Source organism: Cellvibrio sp. QJXJ (assembly GCF_024452345.1).
Taxonomy (GTDB): domain Bacteria; phylum Pseudomonadota; class Gammaproteobacteria; order Pseudomonadales; family Cellvibrionaceae; genus Cellvibrio.
In genome coordinates this window covers 273,389-292,181 of the sequence record NZ_CP101662.1, presented here as the reverse complement: position 1 = coordinate 292,181, position 18,793 = coordinate 273,389, and the positions used below count along the sequence as shown (strand labels likewise).

Annotated in this window: 24 protein-coding genes; 10 read left to right on the top strand and 14 right to left on the bottom strand. The window is 46.6% G+C overall.

The features are described from left to right. Positions 1–4: 4 nt before the first annotated feature. Positions 5–1,042: a phage portal protein gene (locus NNX04_RS01220; protein ID WP_261947229.1), complete on the top strand. Its 1,038-nt coding sequence runs from the start codon at positions 5–7 to the stop codon at positions 1,040–1,042. Continuing rightward, positions 1,042–1,362 (top strand): ogr/Delta-like zinc finger family protein, encoded by a 321-nt coding sequence (locus NNX04_RS01215; RefSeq protein ID WP_261947228.1) that lies wholly within the window; start codon positions 1,042–1,044, stop codon positions 1,360–1,362. The genes NNX04_RS01220 and NNX04_RS01215 overlap by 1 nt, the downstream gene beginning before the upstream one ends. Here NNX04_RS01215 and NNX04_RS01210 read toward each other — a convergent pair. Both NNX04_RS01210 and NNX04_RS01205 read right to left on the bottom strand, forming a co-directional pair. Further along, the gene (locus NNX04_RS01210; RefSeq protein WP_261947227.1) at positions 1,359–1,745 is read right to left on the bottom strand and encodes a hypothetical protein; all 387 of its coding nucleotides are present in this window, start codon (positions 1,743–1,745) and stop codon (positions 1,359–1,361) included. The two genes, NNX04_RS01215 and NNX04_RS01210, sit on opposite strands and share 4 nt — an antisense overlap. Before the next feature lie 609 nt (positions 1,746–2,354). Further along, positions 2,355–2,648 (bottom strand): hypothetical protein, encoded by a 294-nt coding sequence (locus NNX04_RS01205; RefSeq protein WP_261947226.1) that lies wholly within the window; start codon positions 2,646–2,648, stop codon positions 2,355–2,357. A 502-nt stretch (positions 2,649–3,150) separates the two neighbouring features. Here NNX04_RS01205 and NNX04_RS01200 point away from each other — a divergent pair. After that, positions 3,151–3,360: a hypothetical protein gene (locus NNX04_RS01200; protein ID WP_261947225.1), complete on the top strand. Its 210-nt coding sequence runs from the start codon at positions 3,151–3,153 to the stop codon at positions 3,358–3,360. A gap of 60 nt (positions 3,361–3,420) precedes the next feature. Then, positions 3,421–4,074, top strand: a complete 654-nt coding sequence (locus tag NNX04_RS01195) for a hypothetical protein (protein WP_261947224.1) — start codon at positions 3,421–3,423, stop codon at positions 4,072–4,074. 10 nt (positions 4,075–4,084) lie between these two features. Here NNX04_RS01195 and NNX04_RS01190 read toward each other — a convergent pair whose 3' ends face one another. The 10 genes from NNX04_RS01190 to NNX04_RS01145 form a co-directional block, all read right to left on the bottom strand. Beyond that, the gene (locus NNX04_RS01190) at positions 4,085–4,495 is read right to left on the bottom strand and encodes a hypothetical protein (RefSeq protein ID WP_261947223.1); all 411 of its coding nucleotides are present in this window, start codon (positions 4,493–4,495) and stop codon (positions 4,085–4,087) included. A 494-nt stretch (positions 4,496–4,989) separates the two neighbouring features. After that, positions 4,990–5,157, bottom strand: a complete 168-nt coding sequence (locus NNX04_RS01185) for a hypothetical protein (protein WP_261947222.1) — start codon at positions 5,155–5,157, stop codon at positions 4,990–4,992. Positions 5,158–5,342: 185 nt separating this feature from the next. Continuing rightward, positions 5,343–5,558: a hypothetical protein gene (locus NNX04_RS01180; RefSeq protein WP_261947221.1), complete on the bottom strand. Its 216-nt coding sequence runs from the start codon at positions 5,556–5,558 to the stop codon at positions 5,343–5,345. Further along, a complete protein-coding gene (locus NNX04_RS01175) occupies positions 5,558–5,836 on the bottom strand; it encodes a hypothetical protein (protein WP_261947220.1) in 279 nt (92 codons plus the stop codon). The genes NNX04_RS01180 and NNX04_RS01175 overlap by 1 nt, the downstream gene beginning before the upstream one ends. Then, the gene (locus NNX04_RS01170; protein ID WP_261947219.1) at positions 5,823–6,047 is read right to left on the bottom strand and encodes a hypothetical protein; all 225 of its coding nucleotides are present in this window, start codon (positions 6,045–6,047) and stop codon (positions 5,823–5,825) included. Before NNX04_RS01170 ends, NNX04_RS01175 begins: the two co-directional genes overlap by 14 nt. A 12-nt stretch (positions 6,048–6,059) precedes the next feature. After that, on the bottom strand, positions 6,060–7,013 hold the full coding sequence (locus tag NNX04_RS01165; protein ID WP_261947218.1) for a hypothetical protein: 954 nt from the start codon (positions 7,011–7,013) through the stop codon (positions 6,060–6,062). A gap of 10 nt (positions 7,014–7,023) precedes the next feature. Beyond that, positions 7,024–7,497 carry a hypothetical protein gene (locus NNX04_RS01160; protein WP_261947217.1) on the bottom strand — a complete coding sequence of 158 codons (474 nt, stop codon included), beginning with the start codon at positions 7,495–7,497 and terminating at the stop codon, positions 7,024–7,026. Continuing rightward, the gene (locus tag NNX04_RS01155) at positions 7,490–7,843 is read right to left on the bottom strand and encodes a hypothetical protein (RefSeq protein WP_261947216.1); all 354 of its coding nucleotides are present in this window, start codon (positions 7,841–7,843) and stop codon (positions 7,490–7,492) included. The genes NNX04_RS01160 and NNX04_RS01155 overlap by 8 nt, the downstream gene beginning before the upstream one ends. Positions 7,844–8,156: 313 nt before the next feature. Beyond that, positions 8,157–10,832 (bottom strand): toprim domain-containing protein, encoded by a 2,676-nt coding sequence (locus tag NNX04_RS01150; RefSeq protein ID WP_261947215.1) that lies wholly within the window; start codon positions 10,830–10,832, stop codon positions 8,157–8,159. A 34-nt stretch (positions 10,833–10,866) separates the two neighbouring features. Next, positions 10,867–11,082 (bottom strand): helix-turn-helix domain-containing protein, encoded by a 216-nt coding sequence (locus NNX04_RS01145; RefSeq protein ID WP_261947214.1) that lies wholly within the window; start codon positions 11,080–11,082, stop codon positions 10,867–10,869. A 171-nt stretch (positions 11,083–11,253) separates the two neighbouring features. On the opposite strand from NNX04_RS01145, the gene NNX04_RS01140 reads away from it, so the two are divergent. The 4 genes from NNX04_RS01140 to NNX04_RS01125 all read left to right on the top strand — a co-directional run bounded on the left by NNX04_RS01140 (position 11,254) and on the right by NNX04_RS01125 (position 14,361). Next, a complete protein-coding gene (locus NNX04_RS01140; RefSeq protein ID WP_261947213.1) occupies positions 11,254–11,556 on the top strand; it encodes a hypothetical protein in 303 nt (100 codons plus the stop codon). A 3-nt stretch (positions 11,557–11,559) separates the two neighbouring features. Further along, positions 11,560–12,630 (top strand): phage integrase, encoded by a 1,071-nt coding sequence (locus NNX04_RS01135; protein ID WP_261947212.1) that lies wholly within the window; start codon positions 11,560–11,562, stop codon positions 12,628–12,630. 294 nt (positions 12,631–12,924) lie between these two features. Beyond that, positions 12,925–13,821 (top strand): adenylate/guanylate cyclase domain-containing protein, encoded by an 897-nt coding sequence (locus tag NNX04_RS01130; RefSeq protein ID WP_261947211.1) that lies wholly within the window; start codon positions 12,925–12,927, stop codon positions 13,819–13,821. A gap of 33 nt (positions 13,822–13,854) precedes the next feature. Next, a complete protein-coding gene (locus NNX04_RS01125; RefSeq protein WP_261947210.1) occupies positions 13,855–14,361 on the top strand; it encodes an RDD family protein in 507 nt (168 codons plus the stop codon). A gap of 20 nt (positions 14,362–14,381) precedes the next feature. On the opposite strand, the gene lptG is transcribed toward NNX04_RS01125, so the two are convergent. Beyond that, positions 14,382–15,440 (bottom strand): LPS export ABC transporter permease LptG, encoded by a 1,059-nt coding sequence (gene lptG / locus NNX04_RS01120; RefSeq protein WP_007642091.1) that lies wholly within the window; start codon positions 15,438–15,440, stop codon positions 14,382–14,384. Beyond that, positions 15,433–16,533 (bottom strand): LPS export ABC transporter permease LptF, encoded by a 1,101-nt coding sequence (gene lptF, locus NNX04_RS01115; protein WP_261947209.1) that lies wholly within the window; start codon positions 16,531–16,533, stop codon positions 15,433–15,435. The genes lptG and lptF overlap by 8 nt, the downstream gene beginning before the upstream one ends. A gap of 208 nt (positions 16,534–16,741) precedes the next feature. Here lptF and NNX04_RS01110 point away from each other — a divergent pair, with 208 nt between their 5' ends. After that, the gene (locus NNX04_RS01110; RefSeq protein WP_261947208.1) at positions 16,742–18,340 is read left to right on the top strand and encodes a leucyl aminopeptidase; all 1,599 of its coding nucleotides are present in this window, start codon (positions 16,742–16,744) and stop codon (positions 18,338–18,340) included. Continuing rightward, positions 18,341–18,760, top strand: a complete 420-nt coding sequence (locus NNX04_RS01105) for a DNA polymerase III subunit chi (RefSeq protein WP_007642098.1) — start codon at positions 18,341–18,343, stop codon at positions 18,758–18,760. Positions 18,761–18,793 lie beyond the last annotated feature (33 nt).

Sequence of the window (18,793 nt, the reverse complement as noted above, 5' to 3'; positions counted from 1 at the left end):
CACGATGAGCAACAGACGCAACAACAACGCAACAAAACCAAATACCTTTGTGAACGAAAAAAGCCCCAGTGCGCCCACCATTTTTAAGTTTGGCGACCCTGAATCTGTACTCAGTAACAACATTGCCGATTACCTTGGAGTGTTTGCCGGTTCGGGCAATTATTATGAACCACCCATCTCACTAACCGGGCTTTCAAAAATCCTGCGCGCCAACGGCTACCACTGCACTATTCCCCCGTTTCGCCGCAATCGCTTGTTGCAGTATTACATCACCAACAACGTGCTAAGCGATGAACACTTGGGTAATGCCAGCATTGATTTTGATGTGTTTGGTAATTGCTACTTACAAAAAATATTCAACACATTTGGCGAGGTGATTGGATTTAGACACCTACCTGCTATTTCCATGCGCCGTATGACCAAGACCGATACCTATTGCCAGTTGCGTAAAAATGGTGAAAAGCCCATTGAATTTAAACCCGGTGAAGTGGTTCACCTGAAGGAATATGACGTAAGCCAAAATATTTACGGTGTGCCGCAATACTACGGCGGTATTAACGCGGTACTGTTGGGGGAGGATGCTACATTATTCCGCCGCAAGTATTACGTGAATGGCGCCCACATGGGCTACATACTGTATACCAGTGATGCATCGCTATCCGTGGAGGATGAGGATGCAATTAAAAAGGCAGTGAAGGAATCCAAGGGCGTGGGTAACTTCCGGTCACTGTATTTGAATATCCCGAACGGGAAAAAAGATTCTGTGCAGCTGATACCAGTGGGCGATATTGCCACCAAGGATGAATACGAGCGGATTAAAAAAATCACCCTAGAGGAAATATTAGCAATGTGGCGCATACAACCGGCGCTGGCCGGGGTAATGCCAAATAACACCGGCGGTTTTGGGGATATAGATAAAATTGCCCGCGTCTATTTTCAATATGAAACAGTGCCAATGCAGGATAATTTCTTAAAACTAAACCAGTTTTTAAAACCGGAAAGGCATATCCAGTTTGGAACACCAAAGGAAGGAGAATACTAATGGCAAGCATTACTGCACCCGCCCGAACAAATGTTATACTTCTACCGCGCGTTAATTTAATCCGTGGGGATGAAGCCATGCAAATAAACTGTACCGAATGTGGGGAAAAATCCATTATTCGCACAACTCAGCGACTCGACGCAAAAATGAGTAAGCTGTATTGCATATGCAAAAACCCACATTGCGGCCATACTTTTGTGATGGATTTATGTTTTAGCCACACCCTCTCACCAAGTTCCAACCAGGCAAAAGATATTGTTATAAATTTATTGCGCGCTCTGCCGGAGCAAGAGCGCCAATTAATGCTTGCCTCCCTTTAGCCATTGGCCGCCCTGGTCGAGGCGGCCACCTCCCCTTCCATCACCATTGTAATTACACCCAGCTTTTCGTTTTGCCATTCCAACACCGCCCACAAGCCCGCCGCTTCTTGCTTTGTTAGTTCCTGCGCATCAATACGCGCACAAACCCCTTGAATTAAATTATTAACATATTGCACCTGGTGCATTGTCTCTATTGCTTCGTTAAGTCGGTTGTTCTTTTTGTTCGTAGGCATTTTTGTAACTCCATGTGCTTTTACAGGCGAGCAAATACCTGCAAAAAAATTGCATTGTAAAATTTTGAGTGAGTGAAAAACGAGAAAGGTTTTAGCGGGTTGCCCGCCTTGTTGTGTTCGCGCTTTTTCTAACCACCATGCCATGTACATGGGGGCGACTGAGCAGGGTTCGCAGTGCTGGCGCAAAAGCAAGCCAGCCCACCCCGAGGGGTGGCCCCACCCAGCCGCCATAGAGCAGGCGTAACCGAGGGGTGGCAATTGATCACCTGACGATCAATTGACCAGCTTTTGCTTTTGCGAGCTGCGAAACCCGGAGGCACATGAGGTGCCACGGCGCAAAGGTTAGGCACCGCACCGGATTCTGTCAACGGATTTTTGTGACGTAGTTCCGCCACTGGAAAGTAATGCTGTGTAATTGCATTTTGGTGAAGTTTTCAGTGCATTTTAATGCAAGTTAATTGTGGTCAAATTCGCACAAAGACATGGATAATTTCCTACAGACGAACGAGAAATAAAAAAATATTATTCGCCAAAAATCAAAAGGGAATTTAATTCATGCAGATAAGCATTGTAGAAAACACAGGCACACACGTAATTAAATACATTGAGTTTTTAGACGTGAAAGGCAGACCAATAACGCATTTTTTCCAAACCGTGAAACTACCCGATATTAGCTTGGGAATTTCCGACTCACTTGATGAAGCCCAACGGAAAATAAATAAGGCCGCACATTAGCGGCCTTTTCTTTTGTGGAGCGGATTAGCTCTCAATCATGTGCTGCGATTGGTTAAGAATATCCGCAAGGCTTGCGATGGCGCGATCACTCAATTCAAGCGAGCCATTGCAATTCACCACCAGCGCTTCCACCAGTGAGAGCTGATCCACAAAGCGGGTGCGTTGGTTCACGGCAGGCAGGTGGCCGATGGATTCCAGGCGCGTGCCGTCCGGGGCGCAAATATCGAGCTGGCCGGATTGGTATAGGGCGTACTGGGATGGGTCTAGGGTGACGATACGGCGGGATTTGGGAGCTGTTTTACGGGTAGCAGTGTTCATGGCGTTAGCCTCGTAGAGTAGGTATTTAAACCACCTCAATGAGTTCCAAGTCATGGAGGTGGCCGGACAGGGTTGGAACTACCGGCCTCTACGATACCGGCCTCCCCGAAGGGAGCCCCGCCCGACCACCATAACAACAGGGTAGCCGAACGCTGGGCACAAAAAAAGCGCAGAGCGCGCTTGTGCCCGTAGAGGTTTGCAGGAGTTCCAAGTCCCGACAGCGGATTTTGCCGCTGCCTTTACAGAGTAGTACGGGGGTTGGGCGGGTGTCAATATGTAATAACCGGCAATAATGGGCAGTAATGAGCAGCAGCAGGGCTGATCAAAAATTGATAAACTTTTATCTTTGTGCCATTATTGCTATTGCAATGGTACTGCAATGCAGTGCTCTAGCAGCCAGTAAAGCCACATAGCGGTTTAGAAACTTAGATGTTGGTGATTTGGCTACCGATACCTTAGTGAAAACTAATCTATCCGAGTCCCGCCCATAGAGGCAATTAATATGCAAATTAAACGCACCTACACCGACAAAGAATTCGCCCAAATGCGTCGCGAAAATGCGGAAATGACAAAGGGTGTCAGCTTCAGCCAAGAAGGTATTGCAAAACTCCCCAAAGTAACGCCAAAGGCAAGAGAAGAGGTTAGAAAAATGGCAGCCTCGGCAATGGCAGAATTGCGCGCTCATGGCTGGTTGAGTACAAAAAAAATATAATTTTGATATTGAAAGCCAAAACGCCCCTTAGTTGGGGCGTTTTTTTTGATGGAAAACATAATGACAAACAAGTGGGTTTTTGAAGTTCTTGTTCGAGACGATGAAGATTTAGAAGGATTAATTGCCTATGGCCTTTACAAGGTAAGAAAATCTGAACTAGCAAAGTCACTACGAAAAGACGGTGAAGATGAAGAAGCAATAAAAGAGCGAATAAAAAATTGTCACGACGAAATACTTGCCAGCGAATACGAGCAGACAAAACTTAAAAATGTTGCAGCTGCGTTGCTGAACGCCTTAAAAACAAATGCAAAAAATCAGAGCGAAAATGAAGCTCAATTTAAAATCCAGCAATTGGCAAAAAAACACGAACAAGATTTAGCGGCCTATAAAAAGGACGAAGAAAAAAGAACAAAAAAAGCCGTAGCCAATGATCGTAGCGAATGGATAAAAAAAGTTGATAAAACCCAACTAGACAATCACCACTTCTTAATGCGTTGGTTTTTGTATGCATGGTCAGGAGTACCTAGTGCAGTAGCTACTTTTTTAGGCTATGCAATATTCACATTTTTGTTAATTGTGTTTTTTACGCCACCAGAGAAAAGAGAGGAAGCATTCAACAATGCTGTAACAGAAGGCAGGCAGCAACTGGGAATTGGCGTTTCGTCGAGCAGCAAAGACAACTCTACAACAGAAACAAAAAAGGCCGCTGAATAGCGGCCTTTTTTTATCCCATAAACGCTTTAACTTCGATTATTTCTTGCGGTGCCCTGCCCGTTAGCACGAGGAAGTGACGCCACACGCCGTAAGGAATTGTCCGTGATGCACTTTTGTATTCTCTCACGCGGCGATCACTTGTAAGACCTAACAGATCCGCGAGTTTCGCATCAGTGTTGTAGTCCGGGAAGTGTTGTTGGAAGTGCCGGAAGTAGGCGCCGATAATATCCTGGTGCGGTGGCTCCCAGCCTTCATGCTCGCGCAATAGATGCGTGCGCGGATATTTACTTTCATCCACTTCGGTTTGACCTGGTATTACCGGTGCTTTCAGATTTTTTTTAAGTTGCTCGATTGCGGCCTTTGTACTTTCTTCAAAAATAAGTTGCTGCTGTTTTTTAAGGCCTGGCAATTCAATTTTCATGCTGTAACCCCTTGAGTGAAGTTTGGGGGGCTTTCGCCCCCCTCCCTTAGCACGGTGACAGTTCGATGTTGCGAACGTCGGAAACTCGGATATTAACCAAGCTTAGAGTTCCTGTTGCTAACCCTTTCCAGTGCCCTGTGTTGTGGATACTCACAAACACGTAGAAAAGGTAGTCAGGTAATAGTATGTCGGTTCGCTCTACTCGCAACCCTATGTGTTCTTTGTTAAACACTCGGGTTGGCTCACCGACTCTATCCTCTGAGCCTCGCCTAACTAACCAGAAATGTGCCTCAGGAAAGTTAGTGCGTATGGTTACAATCTCGCAAAGTTTCATCTCAGTTCCTTACCGGTGGCAACGACTAGCCCCCTCGGAGTGAGTGGCTCTCTGCGTGCCACCGTGCAAGCATAATAGGCGCATTGCGCCTACATGTCAACACTACCCCACAAATAAAAAAGGCGACCGATTGGCCGCCTTTCCACACAAATTTATAACTCTACTTTTTTGCCAAAACTTTTTTGCCTTCAAACTCACACGTAAATTTTGAATCTTTGGTTGCCACTTCGGTTACGCATTTGGCGGTATTAACCAGATCAATAATTGGCGTAGTGTTGCAACCGGATAAAAAAAATATAAGCATGATTACAATTAAATTACCTTTCATTGATTGCACCTCCTGTCTTTAAACGAAACTGCGCCCCGGTCTCTGGCAGGTAGCGGATTGGTTTGCCGCCTATTCGCCGCTCTACCAGTTTTGCCCGTAACAACTTGTTTAGTGTTTGGCGGGAGGTTTTTAACTGGTGCTGTGACACCCACCCCGCCCCGTTTAATTTCTCAAGCACTTCTGTGTCATGTTGGCTTAACTGCATGCCTACCACCTGCACAAATAAAATCGTTCAGTTTGCTGCAATATTTTTCTGCGCCCTGCTGGGTAAATTTCATGCCCCCACCGGGCGTTACCCAAATTTGTTTGAATTCATTAAAACAAACTTTTGCTTGGCCGATAATTACATCCTTCGGGTGCCCAACGTGGCCGTCATGGCTGATTCTGATTTGTGCAGTCATTACACGTTCTCCTTCGGCTTTCGCTCGCGTTTGGGTTTAACTTTTTCTGACAACAAAAATGGCATTTGGCGTTGTTCAATTTTTTGTTTTAACTGCTCAACCAATTTAATACCGTAGTTAATTGCCCCCTTTTCCGAGTCGCTGCACTGATTGCCCAAGTAGCGACCTGCGCATACGGGGCGCCAGCCCTCGCCTACATCGCTTTTACCCTTAACGGCACGCACGGTGCGCCCTTTGATTTGGTTGTATAAATTCACTTCGCCTTTAGTTGGTTGCATTGGTTTTAATCTCCAGTTGAAAATTATGTTTTGCACAGAATGCTTTAAAATTACTTTCGTTTTTAAAGTGAATAGTTAAATAGTCGCCGGTGTCAGTGGTGATTGATAAATACATTAATTTTTTCTTATCATCACCAACTGGAGCTTTTGGCATTCGTATTGAGGCATCGAATATCGCGTCATTACAAAATGTCGAGAAAGTTGCACTCATCCCCCTACCCCCTTATGCAATTACCGCTTGAACTAGTTGATATTGCTTGCCTTCCCGCCTTACCTTGTTTTGCTCCACCAAATATTCCAGAACCTTTTTAGCTATGTGGTGCCGCACATTTCCTTCCTGAATTATTCGCCGTACTGCCGGTGGTTGCCCGTAGGTTCCTGCTAGTATTTTTTCGGCTAGTTCATTTTCCCCCGGTGTTAAATCAGCCGGTTTTTGTTGCTGTGCCGATGGTGATTTTGCGGCGGTTGGTGTTGCTGGTTTTGGTGGTGGTTGCACTGGCTGCATTGCTGGCGCCGGGGCTGAATTTTTACCCATTCCGCCCAGGGCTAGTAATGCGGCGATTGCGCAAATATCCACAATTATTGCCAGCCCCATAAATGCGCCCTGCCTTGCTGCGTCTGGCTGCACACCCAAAGGTATTGCCAAGGAGGAAAAAAGCGCCTGTGCGTTGCCCTGCGCGATTTGGCGATAGCTTTTAATTTCTGCCAGTGCGTTATCGCGCTGCTGCTCTAACAATTTCACTTGTTTGGCGGTTTCAATAGCGCGGGTGCGGTAACTGCCTTGTGCGTCTGCTGCTACCAGCCCATTAAGTGAATCTATCTGCTGTTGCAGGCTGTTTAGTTGTTGCGTTTTGGTTTTGTATTCAAGGGTGTTTTGTTGCGCGCTTTGTGTTTGTTGGTTGTAAGCGTTCTCTAAAAAACCAGCAGTAGCGGCAACAGAAATACAAACCAACACACAGCCAATAATTAACAAAGCAGCGCCACCGGCGTTACGTTTTTTCAGGTAGTAAACCCCTGCCGGAAAAAACGAATACTTGCAGGCTTCCAGTGCGGTTGCGGTAACACCGGCCAATACTTTTCCGTGCAGGTCTGTGGGCATTGAGATCCAAAACAGAACGGCACTGGCGAGCGTGACCAGGCAAAGCAATAGTGTTGAAAATGCGATTACGAATTTCATTAACAACACCTCACACACGCGGTTCATAAAACGAATTGATAATTTTTTGTGACTCAGCGAGAGAGTCCAGCGCTTCATTGCGCACTGCATCGCTCATGCCTCCGTACTTCAAACAATTACGCGATAGAACCAAAGCTGTTTTTATTTTTTCAATTTGGCGTTCATGCAAAGTGATAGTGCTACGGCGCGTTACTTTTTTTGGCTCTGGCGCTGGCGCGATCACTGTTGTGTCGCGGCCAGCGGACAAATCTATTCCAACTAACGCGAGATTTTTTTTGCAGTTATCGATGGCGAGAAATATGCCGTTATTGGTTGGTATTTCTTGCATGGTTTTTTCCTCATGTGAGATGACTTGGTTTTTTAAAATGGTTGAATAAGTGCTGTTGGCCAACACTTCTGCCCAGGGAACGTACTGATTCATGGCTGGGGTTTTGTCGTATTCGGCTTTCATTTCCGCTTCTGTTACATCACTCAACTTACGCATAGCTTTTACCCCTATGAACGGTTTTGAATTTACGTTGACGGATTGCCTTCATTTCCAAACGCATTGCTTCTATGTGCTCGCGCACTTCCGGCATTTCGGTTGGTGTCATGTGGGCGATGGTTTCTTCAATCTGAAAGTGCGTGCAGTAGGTCAATAACCACCACGCCTCACAGCGGCGCAGGCGGGTGTGGAACTCTTGGGTTTGCAGCGCTGGTTGACCGGCAATGAACGCCTCGCGCTCTGCACGGGGCTTTTTGGTGAACAGCTCCCACGCCATGCAATCGGCGCGGAATTCCTGCCCGGTTGGGTCAACTGGATCGGTTAAAAAATGGGGCTTGTTGGTCATCGCCACTCCCTCCATAGGAGAATTTTTTGGGTACCTATCAAAAAAGCTGTGAATCGCTGTGAATTTTCTGAAAGCCAGTAACGGCGTGGCTTTCAAGACATAGGGGCTGTGAATCGGCTGTGAATCCGGTGTGAATCTGTGTGAATGAATTGGTTTACAGCGATTTACAGCCGATTCACAAAGTGCAATCCCACAAGTCACTGATTTAAAAGAATAAAATTCATAATTCACAAGATTCACAGTTTCCATTACCCCCCTTACCTTTTTTAATGATTATTTCTCGAGAACAAAAAAATATATAAAAATCAAATAGTTAGTCAGTTACCGGCTTTAAGAAGACAAAACACCGTTTGTTACCCTTGGTCTTGCGGGAGTTCACTGGTTTTTGATCAACAAACGGGTAGTGCCGACTGGTGGTTAAAACTTTTTTCAGATCCTCGATATCAAAGAAGCCCTGACCCCGTAGCCGGGCGTGTTCGATGAATTCATTCAGGTTCACGGCGATGTGTTTGGGGTTGATGGAGTGGTTCAGTTTTTCGTCGTCCACTTCTGTTTCATTGCGGTCTTCATCTATCAACGTCATTTTTTGATCATTGATGTAGTGGTATGCCTCCCAGAACTGTTGCACTAACGGGTGGTCGGCCTTTAAACGGCGCTCACGCTCTTGCGCTCGCAATACAAGGTGTTTGCACACTTGCTGCAGGGTTTCTTTGGTGAGGTTGGGGAAAACGACTTTCAGCGCTTCGGCGGCGGCCATGTGTTGAGCGTGGTTATCGATAATGCGCTGGCTTTTAATGCTGGTGGTTTTGGTGAGCGTGTATCGGTGGTTTTCAAACGCAGCAAAAAACACTTGTAGCCACTCCGGCTCTTTACACAACACCATGTGCAAATACCCTGCGAGTTCCTCAACCGGCATTACTTTCAGCCGGTCTGCTATAGGGCGGTTTTCTATTTTTTTATGGGCAGTGGTGCAATGCAGGTGATTGATGCGAGTCATGATTGCTTGACTAGCCTGCACACTTGCGTTTTGGGTAATTACCAGTGCGCCACGAAAAATGGATTCGTTGACCTGGTTGTCATTGGTTTTTACGCCTCGGCTCATTAACACACCGTCAAGGTCGTAAATCTTTTTGAAGCTGTCCCAATCCACCTGTTTGGATGGCCGCCCACCTTTAGCTTTTAAATCTGTTTCGCGGTCGCTTTCCAGCGCGACCAGGGGAAGGTTGCTCAGCTGCGATAGCATCCGCCCTTCGGATGAACTGGAGGTTGTCAGTAGATCCACGCCTTCATAGTTATCGCGGCCAAAGAGTTTCCACAAAAAATTCATTAAGGTGGATTTACCCGCTTCCGGGTCACCTGTTACTTCAAGAAAGGGGAACGATTTGTGGCGCTCTTTAATCTGGCGTGTGAACAGTGTTGCTGTCCAATACGCGAGTGCGGCCATCCCGTTCATATCAAATATTTTTATAAAATCTGGCAGGATGTTTACATCAAAGTGTTCACTGTGAATAAACTTCACATTTTGGAGCGTGGTTTTAATGCCGAAGTCTTTAAAATCCAGATAGCCGTGATCATTTACTTTTACGCATTTTCCATCTTTGTAACCAGCTTGCGGGAACACATAGGCTCTAGCCGTTTCGTCGTAACCAATAAAGGGAATGGTTTCAATGGTTTTGTGACTGGTTTTGCTCCACCGTTGCTTTAGAAGTTTGAAATCACCGGCACTACCGGTAAATTCCCGGTAGGAAATTTTCCCGAGCAAAGAAAGTGAGAATGAATTTTTATCGGCAATACTAGATGCACTGAACTCAATGATTTGGCCGTTACGATTACTTTCTGTTTTTGCATTAAAAATGTATTTAATTTCTTTGGTGAATTTATCCACTTCGGAATGCAAGCTGTTCACCTCGCAATTAAGCACGAGGTCAACTTTTGAATTTAGTTCAAAAAGATTTTTATGCGTTGCATAGTCGATAGCGTCGCCCTCCAGTGCTTTTGTTAGATCACTGGTAGAAACACTAACTGCATAGGTTTGTCTTTTGAATGTGATCAGCGTGTGATGGTATGGCCGCCAGCAATAGAGGATAAAAGCTTTTTCCCTATATGTTTCTGCTGCCAATAAGCGACCACGCCATTTGCTGTCTTCGAGATATTTATCATCAAGCATTCCTGCTCGATAAAGATCATCCCAATCCATATTTTCAGAATGCGGCAAGCAAATTCTAGCTGCTTCCTTCATTCCATTAATTTCTTTTAGGTATTTGAGACTATAATTTTCACCGCCATTACCGGCGTCATAGGCTAAGCACCAAGTAATATTCTGCTCTTTGTGAGCAGTTATAAATTCACGGGGAAGATTGCTGCAGCTGAATGCAGCAACAACTTTGTAACCTGATAAATATAATGCTATCGCGTGGAAAATTCCTTCAACAACATAGACGTGATCACCCTTCTCAATTATTTGCCCAGGTGGCGTCCAGTGCTTGCCTGTATAGTTGATGTCTTTCTTAAACATCGCTTTACGTGGCTTTCCGCCGTTCCTTACGTTATCGCGCACGTCATCCTTATTGATCAATCGATCCCACCAAAAACCATCCCACAATAAAAAACGAACTGTCGGCGCATAGCGGCCGTTCGGCAATATCACTACGCCTTGTTCAAACCATGATTCAGTTTTTATTAAGGGAAAACCGCGCACCATCGACATATACGCTTTTGCAGTTGCGTTTGGGTCTGACTCTGTAACGGGATATTTTTCAGAAAGGTTCTCAAGCAAATGGCTATAACGTTCCCGTGTAGATTGCTGATAGCCGCAGTTATCTAGTCGATTACATTTCAACTGATATGGTTTTTCGAGGCTGATAAAAACCTCTTTCTTTTTGCAATCGGGGCAAGTACCACCCCAGAGTTTTTTTGAACTGGATGTTTTTGTAAAAGCAAGCTGCGCGTCGTTCAATAACGCCTCAACTATTTGCTGTTCTAAATTCATGCCTAAAGCTCCAACCGGAATTTATTTTTTTGAATTAACGATTAGTGCCTTCGTTTAAACAGCGGTTGGTTAGCTCGGCGATGTTCACAAAACGGCGCTTTCCAATTTTGATGCTGGGGAGCTTTTCGGTTTCGACCATTCCACGGACGGTGTCTTGTGAGATACCTATTTTTTTACTGAATGCTTCCTGGTCCATGATGGGAACGTCGATGGCTACGGGAAGTGATGGAGTTGCGTTTAAGTTTTGCATGTTTGAATCCTCGGGTTTAGTGAATTGATTTGCACTATGTGCAAAGTTATATACACAACCCTATTACCAAAACTCACTTTTGTCTATCACTTTCGTGAAATAATTTGCAGTATCTTGGTGTAATGAGGGTTTGCTGTATGTGCAAACCACAATAATTTAGAGGGGGTAGGCATGGATTATCGGCCGGGGAGACGGTTAAAAATCGCTCGAGAATTGATGGGTATTAATCGGAATAAGTTTTCAAAACTTACCGGTATCGACTACATCCGAATGGTGACTATTGAGGAAGATCGCGGGCGTTTAGGTGTGGATGATGTAGCTCTTGTAGTTGCTCACTTCCCGGAGTTATTGCATTGGTTGGTGCTTGGAACCCCCATTGATTTGCAAGAATTTGCTCGCAGTGAAAACGAGCACATCCGAATGCTTGCTGACAATCTTGAAACTCACGGATATCCCGAGGTTGACGAGGTTTAAGGCATGGCGGTAACGGCAAAGGACAAGGTGCGGCAAGTTGAGCCAGGCATTTGGAAGTTGGTTGATGACCGGTTTTATGTAGAGATTCGCCCCTATGGGCGTGATGGCAAAAAGGTTAAAAAAACCCTCGATAAACTGGATGAGGCGCGCAAATTCAAGACAAGCGAGTTTGCAAAAGCGCAGTCAGGGAGCGAACCGGCCAACCCGGATAAGGATGCCCGGCGACTCAGTGACCTGGTTGAAGACTGGTATAAATTACACGGTTATTCGCTGAAGGATGGTAGCGGTAGAAAAGGCGTTTTGCTGTATGACTGCGAGTTGCTGGGCAACCCTGTTGCAAGCAAATTTACTGCTGAAGATTTTGTTTTGTTTCGTAAAAAACGCCTTGAAACACCGCGTGGTGCGAACACGGGGAAGATGATAACGGCAAATACCATTAACCACTCACAAGCCTATTTTTGCGCTGTTTTTAACACTCTCACCAAGTTGGGTAAGTGGCCCCACCCTAACCCGCTCCACGGGCTACCCAAGCTGAAAATGGATGAACCTGATCTGTGTTTTTTGGATAAAAGCCAAATTAAATCGCTACTGAGTGAACTGAAGTTATCGACCACGGCTGATTTATACATAATCGCCAAGATTTGCCTTTCTACCGGCGCCCGCTGGGGCGAGGCGGCGAGCTTGAAAGCATCGTACGTGAAGGGTGGGAAAATTCACTACAGCAAAACCAAGAGCGGTAAGGCACGGTCGATACCCATTACTGCGGAACTGGAAGAAGAAATACTGAAGGGGCGCCCTAAAAGCGGTTTGCTATTCAACCAGCGCAATCATCGACATGGTTTTGAGGATGCGGTAGCCCGAGCGGGTATTAAGCTGCCAGACGGGCAATTAACCCATGTTTTGCGGCATACATTCGCAAGTCATTTCATGATTAATGATGGAAACATTTTGAAGCTGAAGGAGATCCTGGGGCACAGCACATTGGATATGACAATCAGATACGCAAAGCTTGCACCAAGCCACTTGAGCCAGGCGGTCACACACAACCCTATCGCTACATTACACAGCGTTTAAGGGGGCGCACTTTGGTGAAATACATAGGTGTAATTTGGTAAATCGGTTTAAAAACAGCGCCAAATCACATAGTATTGCACTATGTTAACCCCTGCTGTGGATTCAAAATCCGGCGCCCTTAAAGCGTGTCGGTTCGAGTCCGACCACTGGCACCAAATCCGAAAGGGGCTTACAGCAATGTAAGCCCCTTTTTTTATTGCCTTGAGTTTAAGATGGCTCAACGCAGTTTTTGCACCTGTAAAACAAAGCGCCTATTATCCACCTATTCTTTTTACTCTTGCCCTCGCGGATCACATGACCCAATACAGCCAACCACAAGCAATCATGTTTGCCGATGTGTCCGGCAGCTCGGCGCTGTATAAACGACTGGGCAATGAACAGGCCAAAGCCATCATTGATGAGTCAGTGCAGTTTATGACAGCACTGACCATAGTGCACGAGGGGACGCTGGTCAAAACTATTGGCGATGAAATCATGGCTCGCTTTGACACAGCCAGCCAGGCATGCGAAGCCGCAATTGCAATACAACTACGCGCCATCAAAGAGCCACACTTGAAAGATTTGGGAATACGGATTGGCATTGCGTTTGGCGAGGTACTTATCACAACCGATGATGTGTTTGGCGATAACGTCAACAACGCCGCCTGTGTAGCGCAGATTGCCCGCGCTAACCAAATTGTGATCACCCAATCCACTGTTGATGCACTCAACCCACAATTGCGCCGTGACTGCCAGATGTTTGACCGGATCAACATCAAAGGCGATCAAGAAGAAACCGTTATTTATCGCCTGCAATGGGAACACACTGGCAATAATAACCGCACAACGATCGTAATCCCCCTCGATGATATCGCAGGCTTTGCAGAAAAATTTCAGCTTAAATTACACGTCAATAATGCTGTTGTGTTATTGCTGCCAGAACAAATGCCCTTCGCTATAGGTCGCGACACGAATAAAGCACAATTACTTATCGAAAGTGAATTTGCATCCCGCGAACACTGCCATATCGAATTCCGCCGCGGCAAATACGTGCTGGTTGATCACTCCACCAATGGCACTTATGTATATTTGGAAGAACAAGCACCTATTTACCTACGCCGCGAAGAACTCCCGTTGCAAGGCAAGGGGTTTATCGGTTTGGGACAAACACTAACAGCGGGGCATGAATGGGCGATTCATTTTTCGCTGTAAACATCCTCTTCACCATGACACCAAAAAATTGACATGACCGAATCAATTGTTAGCAATAACCAAAAAAGCTCATTACCAATATACGCCACACCTGGCCTTTCAAGACGCTTGGCAGCAATGGTTTATGATTCACTATTATTGATGGCAGTGAGCATTTTATACGGCGCGCTAGCGGTTGGCACAAACCTGCTAATTAACGGGTCGCCACCAACGGGTGAACGAATTAGCTGGGGACACTGGGGGACAATTGTTTTTGTTGGATGGATAGCAACGCTGATATTATTTTTTTGTTATTTTTGGTGCAAATCAGGGCAGACTCTCGGCATGAAAACCTGGCGAATGAAAATGTTTGACAGCAGCTCAATGGAGTTGCCCAGCATTAAACAATGCCTGACTCGCTGCCTTATGGCACCCATTTCGATGATATTGTTCGGTGCTGGCTATTGGTTGATGTATGCAAATAAGGACCGGCAGACTCTGCATGACAAGATAAGCAAAACACGTATTTTATTGCTTAGCAAAGAACCCCAACTTAAATAGCGCCGAGATCATAGAGCGCATCAACGCGCTCTATTCAGCAGATAAAGCCCCAACAAAATACAAAGTGAGATGGGAATCATCACAGCAATCAGCGGCGGGAAGCCGAATACCAAACTGGAAGGCCCAAGTAATTTTTGCAGTAATAAAAATCCCACACCAAAAACAACGCCGGTGAAAATACGCTGCCCCATAGTTACACTGCGCAGCGGGCCAAATACAAAAGAAATCGCAATCAACACCAAACTCGCAGTTGCCAAAGGCTGCAATACTTTTTGCCAAAAGGCCAAACTATAATTACCTGCCATCAAATTCTGTTCATGCAAATAGTTGGTGTAATAGTGCAAATTACGCATGGACAAATCTTCCGGTTTCAATACCAGAATATTAAATAAATTAGGGGTGAAAGGCGTATCCCAGCGGCGGGATGCAATCACCTCATTGCGCATACCGCTCTCGGTAATGTGGGTAACTGAAACATCTTCTTCCTGCCAATACCCATCTTCATAACGCGCTTGTTTAGTGAAACTTGCCGATTCCAACTGTTGCTGCTGGTTAAACTTATAACGTGTCAAACCATAAATAACACCATTCGGCAGTACGGCACTGACATGCATAAATTCATCCCCCTCTCGATTCCACATATTTTGGGGCGCCGATTGGGTGGTGTTGTACTTTAAATAATGGCGACGGTTGTCCGCCATCTGCTCAGTAAAAGGGGCCACAAATTCACCTAGCAGTAATGCCATCACTATAAAGACACAGGCAGGTCGCAGGGCAATCCAGGTTATGCGCCGCACCGACACACCTGCCGCACGCACAACCACCAACTCGCTACTGCTCGCCAATAAACCAAGCCCGGCAAGGCAGCCAATCAAACAGGCATAGGGAATAAGATCATATAAACGGCGCGGAACCGTTAGCGACATGTAATAAAACGCTTCCAACGCGGTGTAAGCACCGGTGGTTTTTTCTAGTTGCGAAATCAAACCAAAAATAAAATCCAGCGCAATAAATACCAACAGCGTCATGGCGATTGCATAAAAAACAGTGCGCGAGATATAGGCGGTAATTTTAGGCATGAGCGCCCCCTACAGTCTTGGTACGCGAGAGCACTAAAGATTGCCAGTTAAGCATCACCACACCCAATAACAAAAAGGGAATATGCACAACCCACAGCCCCAAGGTATCCGGCAGATCACCCTCAGTAACCGCACTGCGCGCATTAATTAAAAAGGCCAGATAAAAAATATAAATTAAAATTGCAGGCAACATTTTCAAATAGCGCCCCTGGCGTGGATTGGTTTTACTCAGAGGAACAGCAAACAAGGTTGCAATTAACACCATCAGCGGCATAGAGAGACGCCACTGCAAGGTAGCTTTGCTCTCCAGATCTTCGGCAGCTATGAGTTGTGCCGTGGTTTTTGCATCAGCTTCGCTTTCAATTTCTGCAGCGCTGGTAGTGGGCGGCAGGTATCTGCCCCACTCATTAAAACTGGTAATGGTAAATTCGTTAGAACCCGGTTGCCCCTCATAGCGATAGCCATTATTCAAAACCAGGTAACGCTGGCCATAATCTGTGTTGTAGGTTTGCGCCCCGGTTTGGGCTACCACGATAGTCGAGGTGAGCTGTCCATCTTGCTGGGCAACAAAGACGTTTTCCAGGCGCTTATTGTCGTCACTCACCTCTTGCACATAAGTCATGATGCGCCCCTGGCCGATCGCTTGAAAACGCCTTTCTTGTAAACTTTCAAACTCGCTGCGGTTGCGCTGCTCGGCGAGTACTTGTTGGGTTAACTGTGCCCCCAAAGGGCTGAGCCAAAAACTGAACAAGGCGACAATCCCCGCAACCAAAATTGCAGGCACCATAGTCATGCGCACCAATTGCCACTGACTCATGCCGGTGGCAGACAGCACCACCATTTCACTTTCGATGTACATACGGCCATAGGCCAACAACACCGCAAGGTAAAATCCAAGCGGTAAAATCAGCTCAAGCAGATTGGGCATTCGATAAGCAATAATAGTGAAGAGCACATCCACGGCAAGCTTGCCTTCGGCAGCATCATCGAGATAATCACCGAATTTGCCTGAAAGGAAAATCGTTAGCAAAATCGCGCTAACGGCAAGGGCGGTGACCAACAAATCACGCGAGAGATAACGAAAAATAATCAAGGTGCTAATCCTGTCAGTGGATATGGCGCTGGCAATAGGCACAACCTTGTCGGCAAGCCTAAGGGCTAGTGACACGAACCGTTCGAGATGGTTCCAATACAGACCGAATTTTGCCGCCATAAGCGCTAAAAACTGTGGCATTATCACGCACAGCGCCCGATTTGTCTTGAGCGAATTATTAATTGTCTTAGCCCCTTAAGGACACCCTATGACTTCTGCAAAAAGCACCCCGAACACCAGCAAAAAAGCCACCCGCACCAGCGATGAAAAAAAGAGCAAAGGAAGCACAAAAAATAATCTAATCCAGTTCTCCAGCAAGCTCGTTGAGCCCTTAAAACAGGGCACTGACTGCCTTGTGATCGGTTGTTATGAAGGGTTGAAACTAAATGCGGCGGGCAGTGCAATTAATGCAGCAGATGCGCAACAGTTAGAGAGCATTCTGAAGCGTGAAAACTTTCAAGGCAAAGTGGGACAAACCCTGCTGTTGTTAAATCCGCAAGGTATTGCCGCTGCGCGGCTACTGGTGCTGGGGTTGGGCGCAACCAAAGAAGGCAGTATCAGCGGTGACAATTACCGCAAAGCGGTGCAAAAAATCGGCGATGCCTTACGCGCAACCACCTGCAGCGATTTAACCCTGGCACTCGCCGATGTGACGGTAATCAACCAAACTATCGAGTGGCAAGCACGCCAATTGGCGGAGCATTTGAGCCAGCTCGATTACCGCGCCGACAAACTGAAAAGCAAACCCGCTGAAGTCAGCCTGCAATTAAAGAAAGTTACCTTCGCCACAACCAAAGCGGATATTGTTGCAGCAAACAAAGGCTTGGCCTTGGGACAAGCAATTGCCAAGGGCGTAAATCTGGCGCGGGAACTCGGCGACTTGCCGGGCAATATCTGCACCCCAACATACCTTGCCAGTGAAGCCAAACGCCTTGGTCGTAGCCACACCAAACTCAGTGTGAATGTTCTGGAAGAAAAACAACTCAAAGAATTGGGCATGGGCTCATTCTTGTCCGTCGCCGCAGGCAGCGATCAACCAGCAAAATTAATTGTTCTCGAATACAAAGGCAGCGCCAAAAAACAAGCGCCGGTAGCACTGGTGGGCAAAGGCATCACCTTTGACACCGGTGGTATTAGCCTCAAACCCGGCGCCGCGATGGATGAAATGAAATACGATATGTGTGGCGCAGCCAGTGTGCTTGGTACATTCCAAACCCTGATCGATCTGGAATTGCCAATCAATGTAGTCGGTGTGATCGCCGCCACTGAAAATATGCCCAGTGGCAACGCGACCAAACCAGGCGACATAGTTACCTCCATGTCCGGTCAAACCATCGAAATACTCAATACCGACGCCGAAGGCCGCCTGGTGCTGTGCGATGCACTCACCTATACAGAGCGTTTTAAACCCAAAGCTGTGGTTGATATCGCCACCCTCACCGGCGCTTGCGTAATCGCTCTGGGCAACCACGCAACAGGCCTGTTCAGCAATAGCGATGCGCTGGCCAAATCATTGCTCGCTGCCGGTGAAGAAGCCGCTGACCGCGCGTGGCATATGCCGCTGTGGGATGAATACCAGAAACAACTGGATAGCAACTTTGCCGATATGGCTAACATTGGCGGGCGCGAAGCGGGCAGCGTAACGGCCGCTTGCTTCTTATCGCGCTTTGCCAAAAAGTTTGAGTGGGCACATTTGGATATCGCCGGTACGGCTTGGCGTTCCGGTGGAGCCAAAGGCGCTACCGGTCGCCCGGTACCGCTACTGGTGCAATTTTTGTTGAACCAAATCGCTGCGAACAACGCTTAAATGACGCATATTGATTTTTATGTATTACCCGAAACAACCAGCGAAGCGCGCTGGTTGTTTGCATGTCGCCTGCTCGATAAAGTTCACCGCATGGGCATGCGCACACTCGTGGTAATGGATGATGAAGTTGAAGCGCAGCAGTTCGATGAGCTGCTGTGGACATTCAAACCCGAGAGTTTTATTCCACATCAACTGATCAACACGGGGAAACCTGCGCCGGTGGAAATTACCTTTAATGGTGACGCTGGAGATCATCAAGGTTTGTTGCTTAACTTGAGTAAAACTATACCGCCCTACTTTAGCCGTTTTGAGCGCTTGAGCGAGGTGGTGATTCAAGAGCCCCTGAGTTTACAAACCAGCCGCGAGCGTTTCGGGTTTTATAAACAGCGCGGCTACCCGATCGAAACCAGAAAGTTGTGATTGCAACTTAATTTACCAGCACCGAGCATCAGG

Excerpts from the sequence above, each read along its gene's own strand:
- NNX04_RS01220 (WP_261947229.1), top strand. The coding sequence starts at position 5 with ATGAGCAACAGACGCAACAACAACGCAACAAAACCAAATACCTTTGTG.
- NNX04_RS01215 (WP_261947228.1), top strand. The coding sequence starts at position 1,042 with ATGGCAAGCATTACTGCACCCGCCCGAACAAATGTTATACTTCTACCG.
- NNX04_RS01210 (WP_261947227.1), bottom strand. The coding sequence starts at position 1,745 with ATGTACATGGCATGGTGGTTAGAAAAAGCGCGAACACAACAAGGCGGG.
- NNX04_RS01205 (WP_261947226.1), bottom strand. The coding sequence starts at position 2,648 with ATGAACACTGCTACCCGTAAAACAGCTCCCAAATCCCGCCGTATCGTC.
- NNX04_RS01200 (WP_261947225.1), top strand. The coding sequence starts at position 3,151 with ATGCAAATTAAACGCACCTACACCGACAAAGAATTCGCCCAAATGCGT.
- NNX04_RS01195 (WP_261947224.1), top strand. The coding sequence starts at position 3,421 with ATGACAAACAAGTGGGTTTTTGAAGTTCTTGTTCGAGACGATGAAGAT.
- NNX04_RS01190 (WP_261947223.1), bottom strand. The coding sequence starts at position 4,495 with ATGAAAATTGAATTGCCAGGCCTTAAAAAACAGCAGCAACTTATTTTT.
- NNX04_RS01185 (WP_261947222.1), bottom strand. The coding sequence starts at position 5,157 with ATGAAAGGTAATTTAATTGTAATCATGCTTATATTTTTTTTATCCGGT.
- NNX04_RS01180 (WP_261947221.1), bottom strand. The coding sequence starts at position 5,558 with ATGACTGCACAAATCAGAATCAGCCATGACGGCCACGTTGGGCACCCG.
- NNX04_RS01175 (WP_261947220.1), bottom strand. The coding sequence starts at position 5,836 with ATGCAACCAACTAAAGGCGAAGTGAATTTATACAACCAAATCAAAGGG.
- NNX04_RS01170 (WP_261947219.1), bottom strand. The coding sequence starts at position 6,047 with ATGAGTGCAACTTTCTCGACATTTTGTAATGACGCGATATTCGATGCC.
- NNX04_RS01165 (WP_261947218.1), bottom strand. The coding sequence starts at position 7,013 with ATGAAATTCGTAATCGCATTTTCAACACTATTGCTTTGCCTGGTCACG.
- NNX04_RS01160 (WP_261947217.1), bottom strand. The coding sequence starts at position 7,497 with ATGCGTAAGTTGAGTGATGTAACAGAAGCGGAAATGAAAGCCGAATAC.
- NNX04_RS01155 (WP_261947216.1), bottom strand. The coding sequence starts at position 7,843 with ATGACCAACAAGCCCCATTTTTTAACCGATCCAGTTGACCCAACCGGG.
- NNX04_RS01150 (WP_261947215.1), bottom strand. The coding sequence starts at position 10,832 with ATGAATTTAGAACAGCAAATAGTTGAGGCGTTATTGAACGACGCGCAG.
- NNX04_RS01145 (WP_261947214.1), bottom strand. The coding sequence starts at position 11,082 with ATGCAAAACTTAAACGCAACTCCATCACTTCCCGTAGCCATCGACGTT.
- NNX04_RS01140 (WP_261947213.1), top strand. The coding sequence starts at position 11,254 with ATGGATTATCGGCCGGGGAGACGGTTAAAAATCGCTCGAGAATTGATG.
- NNX04_RS01135 (WP_261947212.1), top strand. The coding sequence starts at position 11,560 with ATGGCGGTAACGGCAAAGGACAAGGTGCGGCAAGTTGAGCCAGGCATT.
- NNX04_RS01130 (WP_261947211.1), top strand. The coding sequence starts at position 12,925 with ATGACCCAATACAGCCAACCACAAGCAATCATGTTTGCCGATGTGTCC.
- NNX04_RS01125 (WP_261947210.1), top strand. The coding sequence starts at position 13,855 with ATGACCGAATCAATTGTTAGCAATAACCAAAAAAGCTCATTACCAATA.
- lptG (WP_007642091.1), bottom strand. The coding sequence starts at position 15,440 with ATGCCTAAAATTACCGCCTATATCTCGCGCACTGTTTTTTATGCAATC.
- NNX04_RS01110 (WP_261947208.1), top strand. The coding sequence starts at position 16,742 with ATGACTTCTGCAAAAAGCACCCCGAACACCAGCAAAAAAGCCACCCGC.
- NNX04_RS01105 (WP_007642098.1), top strand. The coding sequence starts at position 18,341 with ATGACGCATATTGATTTTTATGTATTACCCGAAACAACCAGCGAAGCG.